This is a genomic window from Phyllobacterium sp. 628, from assembly GCF_014189505.1.
Taxonomy (GTDB): Bacteria; Pseudomonadota; Alphaproteobacteria; order Rhizobiales; family Rhizobiaceae; genus Phyllobacterium.
Map to the genome: position 1 here is coordinate 230,420 of NZ_CP050303.1, position 21,482 is coordinate 251,901.

A 21,482-nucleotide genomic window follows, 5' to 3' on the forward strand; every position below is an offset into this window, starting at 1 on the left:
TCTCTTGCATTGATAGTTACAAAAAGATCGTCACAAATGCAACCAAATAGATTGGCGCTTGGCGAATATGTCTGCTTCGCGGCCGGTCCACTTGAACGATCGGGAGGATTGATCATGACGCTTCGCTATATGCCGGGCTTCGGCAATGATTTCGAAACCGAGGCGCTTCCGGGCGCACTGCCACAGGGGCAGAACTCGCCGCAACGCTGCGCCTATGGCCTTTATGCCGAACAGCTGTCCGGCTCTCCCTTCACCGCACCGCGCGGTATCAATGAGCGGTCGTGGCTTTATCGCATTCGCCCCTCGGTCAAACATTCCGGGCGGTTTACGCCGGCTATACGCAAAGACTGGAAGACAGCGCCCAATCTCGATGACCATGAACTTCCCATCGGCCAGTTGCGCTGGAACCCGACGCCGATGCCGAAAGAGCCGGTCAATTTCATCGACGGTATCCGCACCATGACGACGGCGGGCGATGTGCATGGTCAGGTGGGGATGGCTGCGCACGTTTATGCGTTCAACCGCGATATGGTGGATGACTATTTCTTCAACGCCGACGGCGAAATGCTGCTGGTGCCGGAAAAAGGACGGCTGCAGATCCATACCGAAATGGGCATCATCGAGATCGAACCCTCGGAAATCTGCATCATTCCACGTGGTATGGTGTTCAAGGTTGCGGCGCTTGATGGGGAAGCCCGCGGCTATATCTGCGAGAATTATGGCGCAAAATTCGCCTTGCCGGATCGTGGTCCCATCGGCGCAAATTGCCTTGCCAATCCACGCGACTTCAAGACGCCAGTTGCCGCGTTTGAAGACAAGGAGACGCCCTGCCGTCTGCATGTGAAATGGTGCGGCAAGTTTTATGAAACCGGGCTTGGCCATTCACCGCTGGATGTGGTGGCATGGCATGGCAATTATGCGCCGTACAAATATGACCTGCGCACCTTTTCCCCGGTGGGCGCCATCCTGTTCGACCATCCCGATCCATCGATTTTTACAGTACTGACTGCGCCTTCGGGCGAAGAAGGAACGGCCAATGTCGACTTCGTCATTTTCCCGCCGCGCTGGCTGGTGGCCGAGCACAGTTTCCGTCCGCCATGGTACCATCGCAATATCATGTCGGAATTCATGGGATTGGTTTATGGTCAGTATGACGCCAAGGAGGAGGGGTTTGTTCCCGGCGGCATAAGTCTGCACAATATGATGCTGCCGCATGGGCCAGACACGATGGGTTTCAACAAAGCCTCGACAGTGGAACTCAAGCCGCACAAGCTGGAAAACACCATGGCCTTCATGTTTGAGACGCGGTTTCCACAGCATCTAACGCGCTTTGCGGCGGAACTGGAATCACTGCAGGACAATTATGCTGATTGCTGGACGGACCTGAAGAAACGGTTCAACGGCACACCCGAGGGAGACTGGTCGGAATGAAACTTGCGTCTTTGAACAATGGAACGCGGGACGGCAAACTCGTCATCGTATCGAAGGATTTGACCCGCTTCACGGACGCGTCGTTTCTGACACCCACCTTGCAATCGGCACTCGACAATTGGGCCCGGATAGCACCGCACCTGGAAGCCTTGGCGGAAAGTCTGGGCCATAGCGCCGTTCCCTCCGAGCGCTTTCACGAGCATGAGGCATTGTCACCGCTGCCACGCGCCTACCAGTGGGCCGATGGCTCGGCCTATGTCAATCACGTCGAACTGGTACGCAAGGCGCGCGGTGCCGAAATGCCGGAAAGTTTCTGGACCGATCCGCTGATCTATCAAGGTGGCTCCGACAGTTTCCTTGGGCCCCGTGATCCGATTGCGATGGCCGATGAAGCCTATGGCATCGACATGGAAGGCGAGGTGGCGGTGATTGTCGACGATGTGCCAATGGGCGCAACGGCTGAACAGGCACGCGATGCCATTCGGTTGATCATGCTGGTCAATGATGTCAGCCTGCGCGGATTGATTCCGGCTGAACTGGCCAAGGGATTCGGCTTTTTCCAGTCGAAACCTTCCTCCGCTTTCTCGCCTGTCGCCGTTACCCCGGGTGAACTGGGCGATGCATGGGATGGCGGCAAAGTGCACCTGCCATTGAGCGTTGATTACAATGGCAAGCCGTTCGGGCGTACCAATGCGGGCATTGATATGACATTTGATTTTCCAGCGCTGATCGCCCACGCAGCAAAGACACGTCCGCTTTCGGCGGGTGCGATCATCGGGTCCGGGACGGTCTCCAACAAGCTGGACGGCGGACCGGGCAAATCCGTGTCGGAAGGCGGTGCCGGTTATTCCTGCATTGCCGAAATCCGCACGATCGAAACGATTAGCCACGGTGCACCAAAGACTGAATTCATGAAATTTGGCGATACCGTGCGCATCGAGATGAAAGACAAGGCAGGCCATTCGATCTTCGGCGCGATTGAACAGCAGGTCACACGTTATGAACCTGAGAATTGAGCCATGAGCGGGATCATTCTCTTTGAATACTGGCGGTCGTCAGCGAGTTACCGGGTGCGCATTGCGCTGCACAGCCTGAAACTCGACTACGAGTCCGTGCCGGTGAACATTCTGAAGAACGAACAAAAAGAACCGGATAATCTGAGCCGCAATCCGCAGGGTCTAGTTCCGACGCTGGCGATGGATGGGCGAATGATGACCCAGTCACTGGCGATCATCGAATATCTCGACGAAATCTATCCTGATGCCGGGTTTCTGCCGCCTGACCCGGCGGGGCGGCAGCGGGTACGCGCGCTGTCCTATGCCATAGCCATGGAAACACACCCCGTATGCAATACGGGCGTGGTGACCCATGTGATGGATATCACTCAAGGCGGTGATGCAGCGCGGAACGCCTGGATGCAGAAATTTATCGGCGAAGGCCTCACCGCCTTTGAAAGGCTGCTGGACAACGCGGATACGGGCAAGTTCTGCCATGGTGACAAACCCGGCATGGCGGATTTTTGCCTTGTCCCGCAGGTCTATAATGCACGGCGCTGGGGCGCGGATATTTCCGGGCTCAAGCGGGTGAATGCCATTGTCAAACGCTGCGAAAAGCTGAAGGCGTTTGCCGCCGCGCATCCTGACAAAGCGAAGCTTTCTGTATAGACATTGTTGACACACGGCCGTTGAAATCATAATGTATCTACATTGATGATACGTGGAGGTTGTGATGCGTGTGACAGTGAAAAAATGGGGAAACAGCGCTTCGGTGCGTATTCCTGCGGCCATCATGGCTGCCGCACAACTGGAACTGGACACGACCGTTGATGTGCGCGAGCAAGACGGCCTGATCATTATCGAGCCGGTACGCCAAACAGAATATAATCTTGATCAATTGATTGAAGGCGTGACGCCGGAGAACATCCATTCTGAGGCTGATTTTGGCGAAGCCATCGGCAAGGAAACGTTTTAATGGCGGCTTATGTGCCCGATGCCGGCGACATTGTATGGCTGCATTTCAATCCGCAAGCCGGACATGAACAGGCGGGGCATCGCCCCGCCGTGGTGCTCAGCCCAACCAGCTATAACGGCAAGACCAGCCTCATGCTTTGCTGCCCGATGACGACGCAGATCAAGGGATATCCGTTCGAGGTTCTAATCGCCGGAGAACGCCCAGGCGCAGTGCTCGCCGATCAGATAAAAAGTCTGGATTGGCGCGTCAGACGCGCAACATTCAAAGGAAAAATCTCGGCAACCGAACTCGCCGAGATTTGCAGCAAAGCTGCTGCCTTGATTGGCAAACGATAGACCTATTCCGCAGCAGCAACCTTGATCACGCCGCGCCGGATCTGATCTTCCTCAATGGATTCAAAGAGCGCGCGGAAATTGCCCTCGCCGAAGCCTTCATCACCCTTGCGCTGGATGAACTCGAAGAAGATCGGCCCAATCACAGTCTTGGAGAAAATTTGCAGCAAAATCTTGGTCATGCCGCCATCGATGACACCTTCGCCGTCAATGAGAATTCCGTGCTTCTTCATCCGGTCAATTGGCTCATCATGACCATGCACGCGGTTGTGTGAGAGATCATAATAGGTTTCCGGCGGGCCAGGCATGAACTTGAGGCCATTAACATCGAGCTTATCCGTGGCGTCGTAAATGGCTTCCGTCCCGACAGCAATGTGCTGGATGCCTTCGCCTTTGTATTTGCGCAGATATTCTTCAATCTGGCTCTTGTCGTCGGTGGATTCATTCAGCGGAATGCGGATCTTGCCGCAAGGCGAGGTGATCGCACGGGAGACCAGACCTGTCAGCTTGCCGGCAATATCGAAGAAATGAATCTGCTTGAAGCCGAAGAGTTCGCGGTAGAATGCCCACCACTTGTCCATATTGCCGCGATAAACATTGTGAGTGAGGTGATCGAGATAATAGAAACCCACACCCTCTGGCTTTGGATCGCGCTCGCCCAGCCATTCAAACTCATCCTCGTAAACAGAGCCCTTGTCGCCATACTTTTCGATGAAATAGAGCATCGAACCGCCGATGCCGACAATGGCCGGAACATCGATGGTTTTATCGTTGCCGGTATAGGGTGTGGCGCCCTTGGCAACCGCATGATCAAAAGCGTGTTTGGCATCGACCACACGCCAAGCCATCGAAGGTGCGCAAGGGCCGTGCTCTCCGACAAACTTGGTTGCATGGGAACCAGGCTCGGCATTGAGAATGTAATTAATGTCGCCCTGGCGCCAAAGTGTTATGTTCTTGGTCTTGTGCCGGGCAACTGGCTTGTAACCCATCCGAGTAAACAGCTCTTCGAGCTTTTCCGGCTCGGGATGCGCAAATTCGACGAACTCAAAACCGTCCGTTCCGGCGGGATTATCCTTGCTGATGGTCGCAACCGGTGCGTCGTGCGGAAATGGGCCCATAACATCCTCCTGAGGTTATCGCTATTATCCCGCAAAACCCATGCAATGTGCTTGCATTTCAACGCTTGAAGGCGCAGTATTTTGCAAGTTTCGTGCACTAATAAGATAGGGAATGCATGAATGGAACGCCTTGATCCATTTGACCGCAAAATACTGTCCTCATTGCAGGAAGACGGAAGACTCACCAACAATGAGCTTTCCGAGCGGATCAACCTTTCTCCGTCGCAGTGTTCCCGCCGCCGGTCGCGACTGGAGGAAGAGGGGTTCATTCGAGGTTACCGGGCGGAAATTGACCGGGAAAAGCTCGGGCTTGGCATTGTGAACATCATTTCCGTGACGCTTGCGACGCACAACCGGGACAATGCCCGGCGTTTTTCCGAATTGATCTCGAAACTGCCGCAGGTCATGGAGGCCCATGCTCTCACTGGTGAAATGGATTATTTTATCAAGGTGGTCACACCGGATCTGCGCTCGCTCTCGGCTTTCGTCAACGAAGTGCTGCTGCCGCATGAATCCGTGCAGAATGTCAAAACCGCAATTGTGCTCGATACACTGAAAGAGGACGGGCGGCTGCCGATTTGATGAGATTGCGCAGAAAGAATGGGGAACAGAAAGCACCACTTATTTCTTTAAGACGGTGCGGATTTCCCGCCTGACATTTTCAAGGATTGCGGGCGTTACTTGTCCCAGTCTATCGGCATGTAAAACTTCGATTGTCGCAACCTTGACTGGTCGAATGACAGAGGCAACTGGAAGACCTGCCTCCTCGTGAAGCGGGATTGAAACGTCACCGGCCCAACGCTTGTTTTCAGCACTGGTGATCATCAACACCCAAAGAAGATCGCCATTGTCGCCGATAGCACCGTCTGAAACGACAAGTGCAGGCCGATGCTGGCGCGTGTTGCGATCCGTATAAGGAAACGGGACGCGGACAATATCGCCGGCTTTAAAGGTTGGCATAAGCTTTTCTGTCCGCCGGGCTGTCCCACTCCGAAAATGTTGCAAACGGATCATCGCCCTGGACATCGGTTTCTGTCCGCATGAGGATCACACGTCCATCTTCAATCTGGTAGGCAATCTCATCGCCAGGTTTCAGGTTCAATGCCACACGCACAGCCTGCGGTATGGTCGTTTGAGCCTTGCTTGTCATTTTACTGGTAATCATGTTCCGCTCCTGTACAAGCAGAATGTAAGGAATTTCCTTACCAGTTACAAGAACGTTTTTGAAGGACCACTTAAGGATAAAGCGCCTTGCGCAGCATCGGATAGACTTTGTTATGCCCCAGCATATAGGCCTTGAGGCTGTTGCCGTCGAAAATTCCATGAAAAGCCCGGCCAAGAACGTTAAGCCCGCCCGTATAAGCACCAAAGGCCGGCATGATCATGCGCGTGTGGTCGCTGACGAAACAACGCCGTTGCACCGCCTGACCGCGCCGTACAACTTTGGCTGCCGGATGAAGATGGCCGGCAATTTCACCGGGCGACGACGTTTTTGACGGCTCGTGCCGGAATACCAGCGAACCAAAAGCCAACTCGAAATAGGTCTCACCGGGCAGGTCCGCCGGATGGTCAGGATCGTGATTGCCTGTGATCCAGATCCAGTCGCGGCCATGCATCAGTGCGGCGAGTTGTTCGGCATAGATCGCGGGCAAACGGGCCGCCGCTTCGTTATCGTGAAAGCTGTCGCCAAGACTGATTACACAGGTGGGATGATACCGGGCAATGCATGCGGCCAAAGTCTTCAAGGTGGAAGCTGTGTCATAGGGCGGCAGCAGCATACCGCGCCTGGCAAAGGACGAGCCCTTTTCGAAATGCAGGTCTGAGACGATCAGGATACGGTCGGCTTCCAGATAGAGCGCACCGGACGGATCACACAGAGCTGCGTGCCCGGCAATGACGGTTTCGACCGCGCCATGCAGCATTGTCCGTGTTGCGTGAACCGCCAGATTCATTTCAATTCCATCATTTCGCGGGTCAGTTCCTCGGCAATCTCTTCCAGAAGCGTTTCATGGGCCTCGCCGGGAACACGTTCCTTGCCAATTTCCATCATCACGGGAACAGCGAGCGGCGAAATCCGGTCGAGATTCTTGTGAATGATATGCCCTTTGATTCGTGTCAGCATATCGGCAAGACGGCGAATGTCGAGAAGGCCGGTGGCTGCATCAGCGCGCGTGGCCTGAATGAGAATATGATCGGGCTCGTGCGTGCGCAGGACATCGTAGATCAGATCGGTCGACACGGTGACCTGCCGCCCGGTTTTTTCCTGGCCCGGATGGCGTTTTTCAACAAGGCCTGAAATCAGGGCGCAATTGCGGAATGTGCGCTTGAGCATCCAGCTTTCCGCCAGCCATGCTTCGAGATCGTCACCGAGCATATCCTCATCAAACAGCTGGGAAAGCGGCAGTTCACCATTTTTGAACATGCGGCCCATATCGCGCATGCCCCAGATGGAAAGCGCATAATCCGTGGCAACAAAACCCATGGGCCGCGCCTTGGCCCGTTCCAGCCGCCGGGTGAGCAGCATACCGAGCGTCTGATGGGCCAAACGCCCTTCGAACGGATAAATCACCATGTAATAGCGCTCGCCGCGCGGGAAGGTTTCGACCAGCAGACTGCCGGGGTCCGGTATAACCGATTTGTCTTTCTGGATGCGCAACCAGTCACTGACCTGATCGGGCAGGGCGCCCCAGCGATCCGGATCAGCCAGCATGGAACGGACCTGATCGGCGAGATAGGTCGTGAGCGGAAATTTGCCACCGGCATAGGCGGGTATCTTGGCATCAAAGCCTTCGGCGTTCGATACGATACACTCGTTCTCGCGAATGCCTTCGAACCGCAGCACCCGGCCGGAAAAGAAAAATGTATCGCCCGGCGACAATGCCTCGAGAAATGACTCCTCAACCTTGCCGAGTACCGGCCCGCCACGGGCATTGCCACCTTTGCCGCGCTGGCGTGTCAGACGGACATTGAGGCTGGGCGCTTCGATGATGGTGCCAACATTGAGCCGGTATTGCTGGGCAAAGCGCGGATGGGTCACCCGCCACGTTCCATCAGCGGTTTGGCGTATTTTGGCAAACCGCTCGTAGCTTTTCAGTGCGTATCCGCCCGTTGCCACAAAATCGACGATCCGCTCGAATGTATCACGCGGCAAGGCGGAATAGGGCAGGGCCGTGGTCACTTCCGCGTAGAGATCGTCCATGCGGAAGGGTTCCGCGCAGGCCATGCCAAGCACATGCTGGGCGAGCACATCAAGCGAGCCTTCGCCAAGTGCAGGCGTATCCTGTGCGCCAAGATAATTGGCATCCAGCGCCGCCTGACATTCCATCACTTCGAAGCGGTTGGCCGGGACGAGAATGGCGCGGGACGGTTCGTCCATCCGGTGGTTTGAACGGCCAATACGCTGGGCAAGACGGCTTGCACCTTTCGGAGCACCAACGTGAATGACGAGATCGACATCTCCCCAGTCAATACCAAGGTCGAGCGTCGAGGTCGCAACAACAGCGCGCAGGGCATTGTCAGCCATAGCCTGCTCAACCTTGCGGCGTTTGCTGACATCAAGTGAGCCGTGATGCAGTGCTATCGGCAGATTGTCGTCATTGGCCATCCATAAATCGTGGAAAAGCCGCTCCGCCTGACTGCGGGTGTTGACGAAGATCAGCGTGGTCTTATGCCGTTTGATGGCTTCGTAAATGCCGGGCAAGGCGTAGACAGCAGAATGTCCGGCCCAGGGAATGCGGTCCGAGGATTCAAGGATGGTAATGTGCGGCTTGGCGCCGCCTTCGACCTTCACAAGGCTGGCCATAGGCGCGGCGCCGATTTGGGGGAGCAACCAGCGGCGCAACTCATCCGGATCGGCAACGGTCGCGGACAGTCCGATGGTTTGCAGGCCCGGTTGCAGCCGCCGCAACCGTGCCAGTCCAAGCGACAGCAGATGGCCGCGTTTCGACGTCACCAGCGAATGTAACTCATCGAAGATCACATAGCGAAGATCAGAGAAAAAGCGGCCGGCATCCTTGTTGGCAATCAGCAGGGCAAGCTGTTCCGGCGTGGTCAGAAGGATATCCGGCGGCACCAGCTTTTGACGCTGGCGTTTGTGCGCGGGTGTATCGCCGGTGCGGGTCTCGATCGTAATATCCAGACCGATTTCCTCAATCGGCTTGGCAAGGTTGCGCTCGATATCCACGGCCAGGGCCTTCAGCGGCGAAATATAGAGCGTGTGAATGCCGCGGATTCCCGCATTGCTCTTGCCGCGCGTTGCCAGATCAACCAGCGCGGGCAAAAACCCGGCAAGCGTCTTGCCTGCGCCGGTTGGTGCAATCAGCAATGCCGAGCGGCCCGCATCCGCCTCCTCAAGCAATTCCAGCTGATGCGCACGCGGCGTCCACCCCTTGGCCTGAAACCAGTTCAGGAAAGGTTCTGGCAGGAGAGAACTGCCGGGAGAAGAAAGGGGCTTTGTCTTGGTGCTCACAAGAGCGAATGTAATGGCGCGTTATGAAAGCGCCAAGTTTTCTTTCAGACAATACAGGCATTTGCGTGGAGCCAAATGCACCCTATCTTCGTTATGATGCATAAAGGGAGAAAATGCTGACACGCCCGGAAAAGCTTCTGCGATCAACACCGGCCGGCCTCTATTCGCCTGCGGGTGATTTTTATATCGATCCGGTAAAGCCGGTGGAACGGGCGCTGATCACCCATGGCCATGCGGACCATGCACGGCCCGGCCACCAGAAGGTCATGGCCACGCGCCAGACACTCGACATTATGGGTTTGCGCTACGGCGAAAATTTTGCAGGCGAGACGCAGGCGGCCGAGCTTGGTGCGGTCAGCGACATCAATGGCGTAAAAGTCAGTTTCCATCCGGCAGGCCATGTGCTGGGATCGGCACAGATTGCGGTTGAGAAAGACCGTATGCGGATCGTCTGCTCCGGCGACTACAAGCGCCGTGCCGATCCAACCTGTCTCGGCTTCGAGCCAATAGCCTGTGACGTGTTCATCACCGAGGCAACCTTCGCGCTGCCGGTGTTTCGCCACCCGGACAGCCGCGATGAAATCGGCAAGCTGCTGAAATCCGTCGCGCAGTTTCCAGAGCGCTCCCATCTTGTCGGCGCCTATGCGCTTGGCAAGGCCCAGCGCGTCATCCGCATGATGCGCGATGCGGGATATGATAAGACGATCTACATTCATGGCGCACTGGCCAAGCTCTGCGAATACTACCAGTCGCAGGGTATTGATCTCGGTCCGCTCTCGTCCGCGACAGTCGAGACTGGATCAACAAGGGACTTTGCCGGCAGCGTGGTGGTCGGCCCGCCGTCGGCTTTTCTCGACCGTTGGGCAAGGCGCTTTCCCGACCCGGTTTCGTGTTTTGCCTCGGGCTGGATGCGCATTCGCCAGCGTGCGCGCCAGCAGGGGATCGAGCTGCCGATCATTCTGTCGGATCATTGCGACTGGGATGAACTCACCGACACGATCAGCGAGCTTGCACCATCGCAGGTATGGGTTACCCACGGACGGGAAGAAGCGCTTGTCCGGTGGTGCGATCTCAACGGGTTTGCGGCACGGCCGCTGCATCTGGTCGGCTATGAGGATGAGGGCGACTGATGAAGGAATTCGCCGCGCTTCTCGACAGGCTGGTGCTGACGCCGCAACGCAATGGCAAGATCACGCTGCTCGTGGATTATTTCCGCCAGACGCCAGATCCGGACAGGGGTCTCGCACTTGCAGCCATCACCCGCGATCTCGACATCGCCAATGTCAAACCGGCGATGCTGCGGGCACTGGTTGCCGAAAAGATGGACGAGCAGCTCTTTGCCTATTCCTATGATTATGTCGGCGATCTCGCCGAAACCATTTCACTGGTCTGGCAGACAGAGGAAGCGCCGCGCGTCAATGCGATACCGACGCTTGGCGATGTCGTCGCATCCCTGGCGCGTGCCTCGCGCAGCGATGCCATCAGGCTGGTGGAAAAATGGCTTGACCAGCTCGACGCCTCTGCCCGCTACGCGCTGCTCAAACTTGTTACCGGCGGATTGCGCATCGGCGTATCGGCACGGCTGGCCAAACAGGCACTGGCGGATTTCGGCAAGGTCGATGTTACGGAGATCGAGGAACTCTGGCACGGGCTGAAGCCACCTTACGAAACACTGTTTGCCTGGCTGGAAGGCAAAACGGAAAAACCGGCAAGCCTTGCGGCGGCCCCATTTCGCCCTGTCATGCTGTCAACGCCACTGGAAGAGGCGGACTATCCCAAAATCACCGCCGAACTCTATGCTGCTGAATGGAAATGGGATGGCATTCGGGTGCAATTGACGTCCGAGGCCGGCCAGCACCGCATCTATTCGCGTACCGGCGACGATATTTCCCATGCCTTCCCAGATATTGCCGATGCGATGGATTTTGAAGGCACACTGGACGGCGAATTGCTGGTGGCGCGCTCCGTCACAGATGCCGTTGAAATCGGCGCATTCGGCGATTTGCAGCAGCGGCTGAATCGCAAGACTGTCTCGGCCAAGCAGCTCGAAAGCCATCCCGCTTTCGTGCGGCTCTATGATCTGCTGTTTGATGGTACCGAAGACATCCGTGCGCTGACCTTTGCCGAGCGGCGGCTTAAATTGGAAAGCTTTGTTTCCAAGCTTGATCCGGCGCGCTTCGATCTGTCGCCGCTCGTGCCATACACATCGTTCGATGATCTCATCGAGTTGCGGACGAACCCGCCGCACCCGGTCATTGAAGGGCTGATGTTGAAACGCCGGGATTCTGACCTATGTGTCCGGACGACCGAAAGGCCCGTGGTTCAAATGGAAACGCGATCCCTTCATTATTGACGCAGTGCTGGTCTATGCGCAGCGCGGGCACGGCAAGCGCTCCAGCTACTATTCCGACTATACATTCGCTGTCTGGACCGGTCCGGAAAACGAGCCCCGTCTCGTACCCGTCGGCAAAGCCTATTTCGGGTTTACCGATGAGGAATTGAAAAAGCTCGACGCCTATGTGCGCAACAACACGACAGAACGTTTCGGTCCCGTGCGTTCGGTGCGTGCGGAGCCCAATCACGGGCTGGTTCTTGAAGTGGCCTTTGAAGGGCTGAACCGTTCCAAGCGGCACAAATCAGGCGTCGCCATGCGGTTTCCCCGCATTTCGCGCCTGCGCTGGGACAAGCCGCCGATTGAGGCGGACCGGCTGGAAACGCTCGAAGCGCTGCTGCGCGATTCCGATCCGGTTGAATGATCCGCAACGGAGGCGGTGACGTATAAGGCATGGAAGGGTTTAGGGTCAGGACCTATAAATATGCTCAAATATGCCATCGCCTATATCTCCACCGCTGTGCTCTTTCTTTTGATTGATTTCATCTGGTTGAGCACCATGGCCACCAGTTTTTACCGCGCCCGCATCCCGGATGTGATGGGAACTGAAGTCAATTATCCCGCAGCACTGGCATTTTATCTGATCTTCGTTGCCGGAGTGGTGATCTTTGCTGTCAGCCCTGCGCTGGAAAGCGGCCGCTGGATGACAGCACTTATCTACGGCGCGCTGTTCGGTTTCATGGCCTATGCGACCTATGATCTGACCAATCAGGCAACACTCAAGCAGTGGTCCACAGCCGTTACAGTCGTGGACATGGCATGGGGAACATTTGTGTCCAGCCTGTCAGCCACATTGAGCTTTCTGTTTACCAGCTGGCTTTTGACCAAACTTCAGTAATTTCTTTCTCCATTACTCCTTAGGTGGAGAGGGGAAGAAGATACTTGTCCGGCGCTGATAATCCCGAAATGCCTGACCGCGGGACGCCAGCATATGTTCTTCCAGCGGCGGCACGCCGGACACATGGCGCAGAAGTACATACATCAGCACCGGCGCAACCAGCGTCAGCCATCCATGGTTGTAATCGCCGTCGAAATCTGCCGCGATCAGTACGTAGGATACCCAGCCAAGCCACTCGAAGAAGTAGTTGGGATGACGCGACCAGCGCCACAGGCCGGTATCGCAGATTTTGCCGCGATTGGCGGGATTGCGGGAAAATTGTTTGAGCTGCCAATCGGCAATCGCTTCACCTGCCAGGGCGACAATCATAACAAGCGCACCCAAATAATCGGGAAATTCAAGCTCGATATCGGGGCGGGCTGCCGCGATATAAACACTGATCACCAGAAGAACCCCGGCGAATGCCTGGCTCTGCAGAAAGAAGAACATGCGTGAATTGGCGGAACTGCCCCATTCCTTGCGCAACCGGGCGTAGCGTGGATCATCATCGTGGCTAAGGGTGCGCAGCAGAATATAACCGCCGAGCCGCAGTGACCAAAGCGCCAACAGAACAACGACCAGCCACTTACGTGACGACGAGACCATGTCGTTTGAGACAAGGATCGAGACAATACCGATGACGCCGACGCCGAACGACCAGAATGTATCGGCCCAACCATTGTTACCGGTCCCGCGCTGGACGAGAAAAGCGAGCGCCATAACGACACAGAAAGCGACGGCTGCTATTATGAGAATGACCAAAGCTGTCATGCACGTTACCTGTTCAAAGCGGATTGCTGGATCTTATCCAAAAGGCGGGGTGTACAGCATACAGGATTTTTTGAATCAGCAAATCACAACCCGTTCAAGAACCATTTTTATCCCGGCGTCCGAGTATGAAATCCGCTGTGTCGTTGAGCGTTGGCGCAAGGAAGCGCAGAGGCGATCCCATGGCCCCGATGATGCCGATATGGCCGACGCCGGGATAAAGCTTTAACGCCACAGGTGAACCGGCAGCACGCAATTTGGCTGCGAGCGCCGTACTGTTGCGCGGGTAGACAACATCATCGCTTTCACCGTGCAGCAGCAGAACGGGTGGATTGCCGGGTCCCACATGGTTGATAGGCTGGGTTGTTTCAGGCGTTCTTGCCGGGCTGAAAATGTCGGCGACCTTTTTATCGTCGAATGGCAGAAAATCATACGGGCCGGAAATACCGACAAACCCTTTGATGTCGCGTGAGGGGGCCAGTTTTTGCTGGTCGAGCCACTGTTTGTCCAGTGTCAGCATGGCAGCGTTGTAAGCACCGGCGGAATGCCCAACCACATAAATCTTCGATGGATTACCGCCATAGGTTCGGGCGTGATCTTTGGCCCAGCGCACCACTGCCGCTCCGTCCTGAAGGAAGGCCGGATAACGCACCTGCGGATAAAGCCGGTAATCAGGAACCAGAACGACAATACCCTTGGCGGCCAATGCAGAAGCCACAAACGTATAGGTTGCCTTGTCGCCGCTCTGCCATGTCCCGCCATAGAAGAATATGGCAACCGGTGCAGAACGCGCATCTCTTGGCATATAGACATCCAGCGTCTGACGCTTGTCCGAACCATAGGCGATATCGTGAACGACGGATGCACCACCGGATGAGGTGGCAATGTTGAGCGCGGTTCCGGCCGAGCACGCCGGCAGGGCAAGAATCACGAGCAGAAAGGTCAGCAGGCGAAGCGGCGCCGTCACGCTAAAATCCAAGCAATGGCTGTACGAGACGGCCAAGCAGGCTTTTCAGCTGCAACCGCCCGTCGACAGCGGCGAGGCAGACACACTCTTCGTCCGGCCCGGCAGCGGGTTCATGTTCGAGGCTGGCATCCGCCACAATAAGATCGCCCGGATAATAGTCGCCCATGGAATCGTGCAAGGTTCCCTTGAGCACAAGCGTGTATTCCACACCGGCATGGGTATGTTCCGGCAAAACCATGCCGGGTTTCGAGCGCAGCAGCATGGGTCTGTTGCGGCGTGCCCCGCCTTTACCGATCGAACTCCATTGCACGCCCGGTGCCAGGAATTTCCATTTGCCGATATCGTATTGCTCCAGCGGCGAAGGCAAAACCAAGCCGCCGGGCATATCTGCAAGGTGATTGCCGCGTGGCAGAACCTGCGCAGCAGAGGATGCGTCAAGACGGCCGAGTATCGACTCCAGCGCATCGGGCGCGAGGTCTACAACCGGGGCGGTTTCCAGCGCTACGCCTCCCATGATTTCAAACTGGCGCACGCGCTGCGCGCTTTCGGCGCAGAGCGTCAAATGGGCGGCGACAACAAGGGCTGGTCCCTGGGCAAGATTGCCTGAGGCATAGGCCATCAGAACATCATCGGAAGGGCGGTGGGTCATGATCGTTATTCCTCGCCCAGCAGGTTTCGCAGATGCTGCATCGCCAGCCGCAACCGCGATTTGACCGTTCCGAGCGGCAAATCCAGCGTCCGGGCAATCTCGCTATGGGGCTTGTCATCAAAATAGTGCAGGCGGATAACATTTATCTGCTCGGGTGACAGCGATTGCATCGCGGTGCGGACGCGCTGTTCATCTTCGACATGCAGCAAATTATCGGCAGGCGATGGTTCGAGTTCCGGTTCATGCTCCTCCATCAAATGGGCAGCCGGGTACCGCTCACGCCGGATTATATCGATGCGCAGATTGCGGGCTATGGTGAAAATCCATGTGGACGCAGAAGCCTTGCCCGCATCAAAAAGACCGGCCTTGCGCCAGACCGTCAGCATGGTTTCCTGCGCCAGTTCTTCCGCCTGACCCGGGGCCATGCCGCCGCGCATAAAGAAGCCTTTGATGCGCGGTGCGTAATAAGCGAAAAGTGCAGCGAAGGCTGCCCTATCGCCTGATTGGGCAATGGCTGCGATCTTCAGGGAATAATCAATTTGCTCTGTCATTGCACGGATAGAACGCCTGACCGCAGCCTTTGGTTCGACACGAACCGGCGAGCGCCGGGCGAGCCGCCACATCGTACCAAAACTGTCAAAGGCGAGGATTCGGACGTCATTCATACCGCTCTGTACGCAGACACACCGCAATCGGATCAGTGCCGAAACTAATCATGATCCAACTTCGTATTTCCACCGTATGCACAGATGTTGAAAGAAACAACGCCCGATGCCCGGCACGAGCACTGTTTCCACACAATGAATGCGGGAGAATATCGTTGAAAATTGCTGTCATAGGATCCGGTATTTCAGGCATGTCGGCCGCCTGGCTTCTGTCGCAAACCCACGACGTCACGGTTTATGAGCGTGAAGGCCGTGTGGGTGGCCACAGCAATACTTTCCTTGTCGGGCAAAACGGCAAACCATCGATCCCCGTCGATACCGGCTTCATTGTTTTCAACGAAAATACCTACCCCAATCTGATTGCCCTGTTCGACCATCTCGGTGTCGAGACGGCCGCGTCCGATATGTCATTTGCCGTATCTCTGGACGGTGGGAAGCTTGAATATTCCGGCACGGGCTTCAGTGGACTTTTTGCCCAGCAGAAAAACCTGTTCAACCCGCGCTTCTGGATGATGTTGCGTGATCTCCTGCGATTCTACCGCGAGACACCAGCGCATGCGGGCAAGCTCGGGCTTCTCGCGCTTGGCGAATTTCTTGAACGCGAGGGCTATGGGCGCGCGTTCCGCGATGATCATCTTCTCCCCATGGCGGCAGCCATCTGGTCGGCGCCCGCATCCACATTGCTTGACTATCCGGCTGAAGCCTTCATTCGTTTTTGTGACAATCACGGCCTGTTGAAACTCGCCAACCGGCCGCTGTGGAGAACGGTGAAGGGTGGCAGCCGCGCCTATGTCGAGCGTCTTACGGCACGTTACAAGGACCGGATACAAACCAGTTGTGCGGCCGCGTCCATAAAGCGCGGTGTTGGCCATGCCGCTGTCACGGATGTGCATGGCGTCACGCGGGTTTTCGATCATGTGGTGATCGCCAGCCATGCGGATGAATCGCTGGCTTTGCTGTCTGACCCGACGCCCATGGAAACAAAACTTCTATCAGCGTTCCGCTATTCAATGAACCAAGCCGTCCTGCATGAAGATATAACTCTGATGCCGAAGCGCCGTGCGGTCTGGTCCAGCTGGAATTATCTGGGACAGCGACAGGAAGCTGACACCGGCAACCAGCTTTGCGTAACCTACTGGATGAACAAGCTGCAGCCGCTCTACACGGACAGGCAATTCTTCGTCACCCTTAACCCGAAGCATCAACCGGACCCGCGCAAAGTCCATCATACCGAGATGTACACCCATCCGCTCTTTGACGGCGCAGCCATGCAGGCGCAGAAACAGCTTTGGCAAATGCAGGGCGAGCGCAACACCTGGTATTGCGGCGCTTATTTCGGCTCGGGTTTTCATGAGGATGGCCTGCAGGCCGGTCTCGCCGTCGCTGAAGATCTCGGCGGTGTACGCAGGCCCTGGAGCGTGGCGGGCGAATCCGATCGCATCTATCGCCAAGGGCTGCCGAACACGATAGAGGTTGCCGCATGAGCGCATTTCTCTCCGCGATCTATGCGGGCAAGGTGACCCACAAACGGCTGCGGCCCAAGCAGCATTTTCTGCGTTACCGCATGTTTTACATGTTGCTCGATATTGACGAGATCGACCGGATTGCGGCCTCGCATATGCTTTTCTCGCGCAACAGGTTCAATCTTTTCAGCTTCTTTGACCGGGATCATGGCTCCAAGTTCGATGCAGCAGCAGGGGCACCCGAACTGCGCCTCTATGTGGAAAACCATCTGCGCGAAGCGGGGATGAAGCCTGCGGGCGGCGCAATCAAACTGATGACGATGCCGCGGATACTCGGTTACGTTTTCAATCCTCTCAGCGTCTATTTCTGCCATGACAGCAAAGGTGCGCTGACCGCGCTGATCTACGAGGTCAACAACACGTTCGGCCAGCGCCACAGTTACGTCTTTCCTTTGGATGGTTCAGACGACGGCAAGCCGCTGCATCAGGCATGCGGCAAGGAATTTTATGTCTCGCCCTTCATGGACATGGCACTGGATTATGATTTTACCATCACCCGCCCATCCGAAACCGCATCGGTTGTCATCAATGCCAGCGACGCCGAAGGATTGATCATCGCCACCGCCTTTAGCGGAAAGCGGCGGGCATTCAGCGATTGGCAATTGTTGAAACTGTTTCTCGCCTATCCGCTGCTGACATTGAAAGTCATTGCAGGCATTCATTGGGAAGCTTTGTGGATATGGCTGAAGGGCGTCAGTCTGAAACCACGCCCGCAAACACCGGTGCAGACCCGAACCATCATTCCACAACCGGCAAAACAGGATGTGCAGTTCTCAAAATGACAGGCATGCATGGCTGAGCAGCGATCAACGAGCAATGATGCACCGGTTATCGTGCTGTTCCGGCACGATTTGCGGATCAGCGACAATCGCGCGCTGTATGCGGCGGCAGGGACGGGTAAGCCGGTTATTCCGGTATTTCTGTGGGATGAACAAGCCGAACAGGCCCGCGCCATCGGCGGCGCCCGTCAATGGTGGCTGCACCATTCACTGACAGGGCTCCACACTTCTTTGCGATCAATCGGTGCTGACCTGCTTTTGAAGCGGGGCTTAACGCAGGATATCGTTGATGCCCTGATCGAAGAAACCGGCGCAGACATGGTTCTGTGGAACCGCCGCTATGATCCCCCAGGTGTCGAGACAGACAAAGTCCTGAAAGCGGAACTGGGGCAGCGTGACATCGCGGCGGAAAGCTTTGATGGTCATCTCCTGCATGAACCCTATCTTTTCAAGACAGGTTCGGGCGGTTTTTACCGGGTATATTCGCCATTCTGGCGGGCTTTCACTGTAGGGCCCGAACCGCGAGATCCGGTCCCGGCTCCGAAAAAGCTGCGGCCTTACCAAGGCAAAACCAGCACGGACAGGCTGGACAATTGGGGGCTGTTGCCGAACAGGCCGGATTGGGCAAAAGGCTTTGCGAAGGACTGGACACCGGGAGAAGCAGGCGCGCACCAACGTTTGGCCGACTTCCTCGACGGGGCCATTGCTGCCTACAAACACGACCGGGACAAGCCTGCCATCGAAGCAACATCACGGCTTTCGCCCCATCTTGCCCATGGTGAAATCACACCATTCCAGATTTGGCGCGCGCTGAAATCGCCCGAGCTTGCCGATGAGGGCGAGGGCGTAGAGAAGTTTCGCAGAGAGATCGGCTGGCGCGAATTCTCCTACCACCTGCTGTTCAACAATCCGCAATTGGCGACGAAGAACTACAATGCTTCGTTCGACAATTTCACATGGCGCAACGCTCCAGACCATCTTGCCGCGTGGCAGCAAGGTCAAACCGGCTATCCCATCGTCGATGCCGGGATGCGCCAGCTCTGGCAGACCGGCTGGATGCACAACCGTGTCCGCATGATTACGGCATCGTTTCTGATCAAGCATCTGCGCGTTGACTGGCGCCGGGGTGAGGAATGGTTCTGGGATACGCTTGTCGATGCGGACCCCGCCAGCAATGCCGCAAGCTGGCAATGGGTCGCTGGATCAGGAGCCGATGCGGCGCCGTATTTCCGGATTTTCAACCCCATGCTGCAGGGCGACAAGTTCGACCCGAGGGGTGGTTACATCAGGGAATTTGTGCCGGAACTCAAACATCTTCCCGACAAATATCTGCATGCGCCATGGCTTGCTCCGGAAGCGGTTTTGAAGGATGCCAAGGTCAGCCTCGGCGAAACCTATCCGCAGCCGATCGTCGATCATCAGGCGGCGCGACAGCAGGCATTGATCGCCTATGCCGAGACGCGAAAAACATCTGAACCGATTTAGCTGTAAAACCATTTTCCGTGGAAAAGGCAAAAACGAACCTTCCAAAGCGGTTCGCACGTCGATTTTTGATCAAAAAATGGCGAGAATTGGCCTCAAGGTCCACATCGTGCACAATTTTTTTGACGTTTTCGTAAAATTTGCTTTGAGAGAAAACAGCCCGAAAATGCTGATCTATCCTCATCTTAGCGCAATTTGACCAGCACAGTCGATCCGAATATTTCGCAAATTTTGCGGAATCGACGGCTTGCGTTTGGTCAAATTTTGGCTTTTGTTCATGCCTTCTATTACTTAAGGCCAATACAAAAGGGGAAGGACTTAAAAATGTCATTTATGAAACTCAACCTCCGTGCGGCACTGCTGCTTGGATCGCTGATGATAGGCGCAAGCCCTGCACTGGCAGAGACCGTGCTGCATCGCGGCAACAGCGGTGAACCGCAGACCCTTGACCAGGCTCAGACCTCCATCGATATCGAAGCTTTCATCGTCAAGGACCTCTATGAAGGCCTGACCGTTTATGATGCCGATGGCAAGATCGTTCCCGGCGCTGCCGAAAGCTGGAAAGTTTCAGATGATGGCACGGTCTACACATTCAAGCTGCGCGATAAAGCCAACTGGTCTGACGGCACGCCTGTAACATCGGAAGATTTCGTCTTCTCGATGCGCCGCGTCGAAGATCCAAAGACCGCAGCCGGTTACGCCAACATTCTTTATCCGATCAAGAACGCTGAAGCCGTCAACAAGGGCAAGGCCAAGATCGAAGAACTCGGCGTAAAGGCGATTGACGCCAAGACGCTGGAAATCACGCTCGAACGTCCTACCCCGTTCTTTATCGAACTGCTGTCACACCAGACCGCATTGCCGATCAACAAAGCCAGCTTCGAAAAAAATGGCGCTGACTTCGTCAAACCGGGCAAGCTCGTCGGCAACGGCGCATTCAAGCTGGTTGAACATGTTCCAAACGATCATCTGACTGCCGCCAAGAACGAAAACTATTGGGACGCAGCAAACGTCAAACTCGACAAGGTGATTTTCTATCCGCTCGAAGATCAGGCCGCTGCTGTCCGACGTTATGAAGCCGGTGAACTTGACCTCGTTTACAACTTCTCTTCCGACCAGATCGAGCGCATGCGCGCTGCCAATGCCAAGCAGGTCCATGTGACCCCGGCTCTGGCAACTTATTACTACCCCTTCGATACACGCGTTGAGCCTTTCAATGACGTTCGCGTGCGCCGCGCTCTGTCCATGGCGGTTGATCGCGACTTCCTTGCCAAGGATATCTACAACGGCACGAAATTGCCGGTCTATTCCCTGGTTCCCCCAGGCATGGAAAATTACGGCGAACCGTCAAAGGCAGATTTCGCCGACAAATCTCAGCTTGACCGTGATGACGATGCGCTCAAGCTGATGAAGGAAGCGGGCTACGGCGAAGGCGGCAAGCCGCTGAACATTGAAATCCGTTACAACACCAACCCGAACCACGAGCGTGTTGCAACGGCCGTTGCCGATATGTGGAAGAAGGCCTTCGGCGCCAATGTAACGCTGATGAATCTCGATATTTCCTCGCATTACGCTTACCTGCAGGAAGGCGGCAAGTTCAACGTTGCACGCGCCGGCTGGACCGCTGACTATGCTGATCCAGAAAACTTCCTCAATCTCAATGTCAGCAGCAACAAGACATTCAATTACGGACATTATGAAAATCCGGAATTTGATGCGCTGATGAAGAAGTCCTACGAAGAGCGCAATCCAGCCGCTCGTGCCAAGATCCTGCACGAAGCTGAAGCTTTGATCATGCGTGATCAGCCCATCGCGCCGTTGATGAACGACGCCAACCTCTGGCTCGTGGCCGACAAGGTCAAGGGTTGGGGCGACAATGCCAATAATGAGCATCTGAGCAAATATCTCAGCGTTCAATAGCAAAGTCTGGCGCGCAATCTGCACCCGCAGGTTGCGCGCCTCTCATTTGCCCGGCTCGCTATGTGCCACTCTTTCGACCACATGTTTACAATCCGTAATTGCCTGACGCTTTCCCGTTTCACCGGGGCAGCGCACAGGTA

Annotated in this window: 21 protein-coding genes and 1 pseudogene; 13 read left to right on the plus strand and 9 right to left on the minus strand. The window is 55.9% G+C overall.

Features of this window, described 5'->3' with window-relative positions; genetic code table 11:
• The first annotated feature begins 114 nt into the window (after nucleotides 1–114).
• The 5 genes from hmgA (at nucleotide 115) to mazF (ending at nucleotide 3,737) form a co-directional block, all read left to right on the plus strand.
• Complete coding sequence (gene hmgA / locus HB779_RS23655; protein ID WP_188346826.1) at nucleotides 115–1,431, plus strand: homogentisate 1,2-dioxygenase; 1,317 nt, start codon at nucleotides 115–117, stop codon at nucleotides 1,429–1,431.
• Complete coding sequence (locus HB779_RS23660; protein ID WP_188346827.1) at nucleotides 1,428–2,447, plus strand: fumarylacetoacetate hydrolase family protein; 1,020 nt, start codon at nucleotides 1,428–1,430, stop codon at nucleotides 2,445–2,447. Before hmgA ends, HB779_RS23660 begins: the two co-directional genes overlap by 4 nt.
• Before the next feature lie 3 nt (nucleotides 2,448–2,450).
• Nucleotides 2,451–3,095 (plus strand): maleylacetoacetate isomerase, encoded by a 645-nt coding sequence (maiA, locus tag HB779_RS23665; RefSeq protein ID WP_188346828.1) that lies wholly within the window; start codon nucleotides 2,451–2,453, stop codon nucleotides 3,093–3,095.
• Nucleotides 3,096–3,159: 64 nt separating this feature from the next.
• Nucleotides 3,160–3,402: an AbrB/MazE/SpoVT family DNA-binding domain-containing protein gene (locus HB779_RS23670; RefSeq protein ID WP_188346829.1), complete on the plus strand. Its 243-nt coding sequence runs from the start codon at nucleotides 3,160–3,162 to the stop codon at nucleotides 3,400–3,402.
• A complete protein-coding gene (gene mazF / locus HB779_RS23675; RefSeq protein WP_188346830.1) occupies nucleotides 3,402–3,737 on the plus strand; it encodes an endoribonuclease MazF in 336 nt (111 codons plus the stop codon). Before HB779_RS23670 ends, mazF begins: the two co-directional genes overlap by 1 nt.
• A 2-nt stretch (nucleotides 3,738–3,739) precedes the next feature.
• On the opposite strand, the gene hppD is transcribed toward mazF, so the two are convergent.
• Nucleotides 3,740–4,852 (minus strand): 4-hydroxyphenylpyruvate dioxygenase, encoded by a 1,113-nt coding sequence (hppD, locus tag HB779_RS23680; protein ID WP_188346831.1) that lies wholly within the window; start codon nucleotides 4,850–4,852, stop codon nucleotides 3,740–3,742.
• A gap of 120 nt (nucleotides 4,853–4,972) precedes the next feature.
• Between hppD and HB779_RS23685 the strand changes: the two genes are divergently transcribed.
• On the plus strand, nucleotides 4,973–5,434 hold the full coding sequence (locus tag HB779_RS23685) for an Lrp/AsnC family transcriptional regulator (RefSeq protein WP_188346832.1): 462 nt from the start codon (nucleotides 4,973–4,975) through the stop codon (nucleotides 5,432–5,434).
• A gap of 39 nt (nucleotides 5,435–5,473) precedes the next feature.
• On the opposite strand, the gene HB779_RS23690 is transcribed toward HB779_RS23685, so the two are convergent.
• The 4 genes from HB779_RS23690 to HB779_RS23705 form a co-directional block, all read right to left on the minus strand.
• Entirely contained in the window at nucleotides 5,474–5,812 is a 339-nt protein-coding gene (locus HB779_RS23690; RefSeq protein WP_188346833.1) for a type II toxin-antitoxin system PemK/MazF family toxin, read from the minus strand.
• Nucleotides 5,799–6,017, minus strand: coding sequence for a type II toxin-antitoxin system PrlF family antitoxin (locus HB779_RS23695; protein ID WP_188346834.1), 219 nt, complete (start codon nucleotides 6,015–6,017; stop codon nucleotides 5,799–5,801). Before HB779_RS23695 ends, HB779_RS23690 begins: the two co-directional genes overlap by 14 nt.
• A gap of 70 nt (nucleotides 6,018–6,087) precedes the next feature.
• Nucleotides 6,088–6,774 carry a ligase-associated DNA damage response endonuclease PdeM gene (pdeM, locus tag HB779_RS23700; protein WP_244642935.1) on the minus strand — a complete coding sequence of 229 codons (687 nt, stop codon included), beginning with the start codon at nucleotides 6,772–6,774 and terminating at the stop codon, nucleotides 6,088–6,090.
• 26 nt (nucleotides 6,775–6,800) lie between these two features.
• Entirely contained in the window at nucleotides 6,801–9,320 is a 2,520-nt protein-coding gene (locus HB779_RS23705; protein ID WP_188346836.1) for a ligase-associated DNA damage response DEXH box helicase, read from the minus strand.
• A 113-nt stretch (nucleotides 9,321–9,433) separates the two neighbouring features.
• Between HB779_RS23705 and HB779_RS23710 the strand changes: the two genes are divergently transcribed.
• From HB779_RS23710 to HB779_RS23720, 3 genes and pseudogenes are all read left to right on the plus strand, one after another.
• The gene (locus HB779_RS23710; protein WP_188346837.1) at nucleotides 9,434–10,450 is read left to right on the plus strand and encodes a ligase-associated DNA damage response exonuclease; all 1,017 of its coding nucleotides are present in this window, start codon (nucleotides 9,434–9,436) and stop codon (nucleotides 10,448–10,450) included.
• Nucleotides 10,450–12,076, plus strand: a pseudogene (locus HB779_RS23715) (cisplatin damage response ATP-dependent DNA ligase). The gene HB779_RS23710 and the pseudogene HB779_RS23715 overlap by 1 nt, the downstream one beginning before the upstream one ends.
• Before the next feature lie 60 nt (nucleotides 12,077–12,136).
• Nucleotides 12,137–12,550, plus strand: coding sequence for a DUF2177 family protein (locus tag HB779_RS23720; RefSeq protein ID WP_188346838.1), 414 nt, complete (start codon nucleotides 12,137–12,139; stop codon nucleotides 12,548–12,550).
• Nucleotides 12,551–12,562: 12 nt separating this feature from the next.
• Here the strand turns inward: HB779_RS23720 and HB779_RS23725 are convergent, their stop codons facing one another.
• The 4 genes from HB779_RS23725 to HB779_RS23740 all read right to left on the minus strand — a co-directional run bounded on the left by HB779_RS23725 (nucleotide 12,563) and on the right by HB779_RS23740 (nucleotide 15,638).
• Complete coding sequence (locus HB779_RS23725; protein ID WP_188346839.1) at nucleotides 12,563–13,360, minus strand: DUF1295 domain-containing protein; 798 nt, start codon at nucleotides 13,358–13,360, stop codon at nucleotides 12,563–12,565.
• A 94-nt stretch (nucleotides 13,361–13,454) separates the two neighbouring features.
• Nucleotides 13,455–14,324, minus strand: coding sequence for an alpha/beta hydrolase (locus HB779_RS23730; protein ID WP_188346840.1), 870 nt, complete (start codon nucleotides 14,322–14,324; stop codon nucleotides 13,455–13,457).
• 1 nt (nucleotide 14,325) lies between these two features.
• Nucleotides 14,326–14,973, minus strand: coding sequence for a ChrR family anti-sigma-E factor (locus HB779_RS23735; protein WP_188346841.1), 648 nt, complete (start codon nucleotides 14,971–14,973; stop codon nucleotides 14,326–14,328).
• A gap of 5 nt (nucleotides 14,974–14,978) precedes the next feature.
• Nucleotides 14,979–15,638, minus strand: a complete 660-nt coding sequence (locus HB779_RS23740; protein WP_244642925.1) for a sigma-70 family RNA polymerase sigma factor — start codon at nucleotides 15,636–15,638, stop codon at nucleotides 14,979–14,981.
• A gap of 155 nt (nucleotides 15,639–15,793) precedes the next feature.
• Here HB779_RS23740 and HB779_RS23745 point away from each other — a divergent pair, with 155 nt between their 5' ends.
• The 4 genes from HB779_RS23745 (at nucleotide 15,794) to HB779_RS23760 (ending at nucleotide 21,342) form a co-directional block, all read left to right on the plus strand.
• Nucleotides 15,794–17,122: an NAD(P)/FAD-dependent oxidoreductase gene (locus tag HB779_RS23745; protein ID WP_244642928.1), complete on the plus strand. Its 1,329-nt coding sequence runs from the start codon at nucleotides 15,794–15,796 to the stop codon at nucleotides 17,120–17,122.
• The gene (locus HB779_RS23750) at nucleotides 17,119–17,943 is read left to right on the plus strand and encodes a DUF1365 domain-containing protein (RefSeq protein ID WP_188346843.1); all 825 of its coding nucleotides are present in this window, start codon (nucleotides 17,119–17,121) and stop codon (nucleotides 17,941–17,943) included. The genes HB779_RS23745 and HB779_RS23750 overlap by 4 nt, the downstream gene beginning before the upstream one ends.
• 9 nt (nucleotides 17,944–17,952) lie before the next feature.
• Nucleotides 17,953–19,425 (plus strand): deoxyribodipyrimidine photo-lyase, encoded by a 1,473-nt coding sequence (locus HB779_RS23755; RefSeq protein WP_188346844.1) that lies wholly within the window; start codon nucleotides 17,953–17,955, stop codon nucleotides 19,423–19,425.
• A gap of 321 nt (nucleotides 19,426–19,746) precedes the next feature.
• Nucleotides 19,747–21,342, plus strand: coding sequence for a peptide ABC transporter substrate-binding protein (locus HB779_RS23760; protein ID WP_188346845.1), 1,596 nt, complete (start codon nucleotides 19,747–19,749; stop codon nucleotides 21,340–21,342).
• Nucleotides 21,343–21,482: the final 140 nt, after the last annotated feature.

What these genes read in the sequence shown, in the direction of transcription:
- pdeM (WP_244642935.1), bottom strand. Translation starts at nt 6,774, where the DNA reads ATGCTGCATGGCGCGGTCGAAACCGTCATTGCCGGGCACGCAGCTCTG.
- HB779_RS23760 (WP_188346845.1), top strand. Translation starts at nt 19,747, where the DNA reads ATGTCATTTATGAAACTCAACCTCCGTGCGGCACTGCTGCTTGGATCG.
- mazF (WP_188346830.1), top strand. Translation starts at nt 3,402, where the DNA reads ATGGCGGCTTATGTGCCCGATGCCGGCGACATTGTATGGCTGCATTTC.
- HB779_RS23750 (WP_188346843.1), top strand. Translation starts at nt 17,119, where the DNA reads ATGAGCGCATTTCTCTCCGCGATCTATGCGGGCAAGGTGACCCACAAA.
- hppD (WP_188346831.1), bottom strand. Translation starts at nt 4,852, where the DNA reads ATGGGCCCATTTCCGCACGACGCACCGGTTGCGACCATCAGCAAGGAT.
- HB779_RS23690 (WP_188346833.1), bottom strand. Translation starts at nt 5,812, where the DNA reads ATGCCAACCTTTAAAGCCGGCGATATTGTCCGCGTCCCGTTTCCTTAT.
- HB779_RS23660 (WP_188346827.1), top strand. Translation starts at nt 1,428, where the DNA reads ATGAAACTTGCGTCTTTGAACAATGGAACGCGGGACGGCAAACTCGTC.
- HB779_RS23720 (WP_188346838.1), top strand. Translation starts at nt 12,137, where the DNA reads ATGCTCAAATATGCCATCGCCTATATCTCCACCGCTGTGCTCTTTCTT.
- HB779_RS23695 (WP_188346834.1), bottom strand. Translation starts at nt 6,017, where the DNA reads ATGATTACCAGTAAAATGACAAGCAAGGCTCAAACGACCATACCGCAG.
- HB779_RS23670 (WP_188346829.1), top strand. Translation starts at nt 3,160, where the DNA reads ATGCGTGTGACAGTGAAAAAATGGGGAAACAGCGCTTCGGTGCGTATT.
- maiA (WP_188346828.1), top strand. Translation starts at nt 2,451, where the DNA reads ATGAGCGGGATCATTCTCTTTGAATACTGGCGGTCGTCAGCGAGTTAC.
- HB779_RS23685 (WP_188346832.1), top strand. Translation starts at nt 4,973, where the DNA reads ATGGAACGCCTTGATCCATTTGACCGCAAAATACTGTCCTCATTGCAG.
- HB779_RS23725 (WP_188346839.1), bottom strand. Translation starts at nt 13,360, where the DNA reads ATGACAGCTTTGGTCATTCTCATAATAGCAGCCGTCGCTTTCTGTGTC.
- HB779_RS23740 (WP_244642925.1), bottom strand. Translation starts at nt 15,638, where the DNA reads ATGAATGACGTCCGAATCCTCGCCTTTGACAGTTTTGGTACGATGTGG.
- HB779_RS23735 (WP_188346841.1), bottom strand. Translation starts at nt 14,973, where the DNA reads ATGACCCACCGCCCTTCCGATGATGTTCTGATGGCCTATGCCTCAGGC.
- hmgA (WP_188346826.1), top strand. Translation starts at nt 115, where the DNA reads ATGACGCTTCGCTATATGCCGGGCTTCGGCAATGATTTCGAAACCGAG.
- HB779_RS23710 (WP_188346837.1), top strand. Translation starts at nt 9,434, where the DNA reads ATGCTGACACGCCCGGAAAAGCTTCTGCGATCAACACCGGCCGGCCTC.
- HB779_RS23755 (WP_188346844.1), top strand. Translation starts at nt 17,953, where the DNA reads ATGGCTGAGCAGCGATCAACGAGCAATGATGCACCGGTTATCGTGCTG.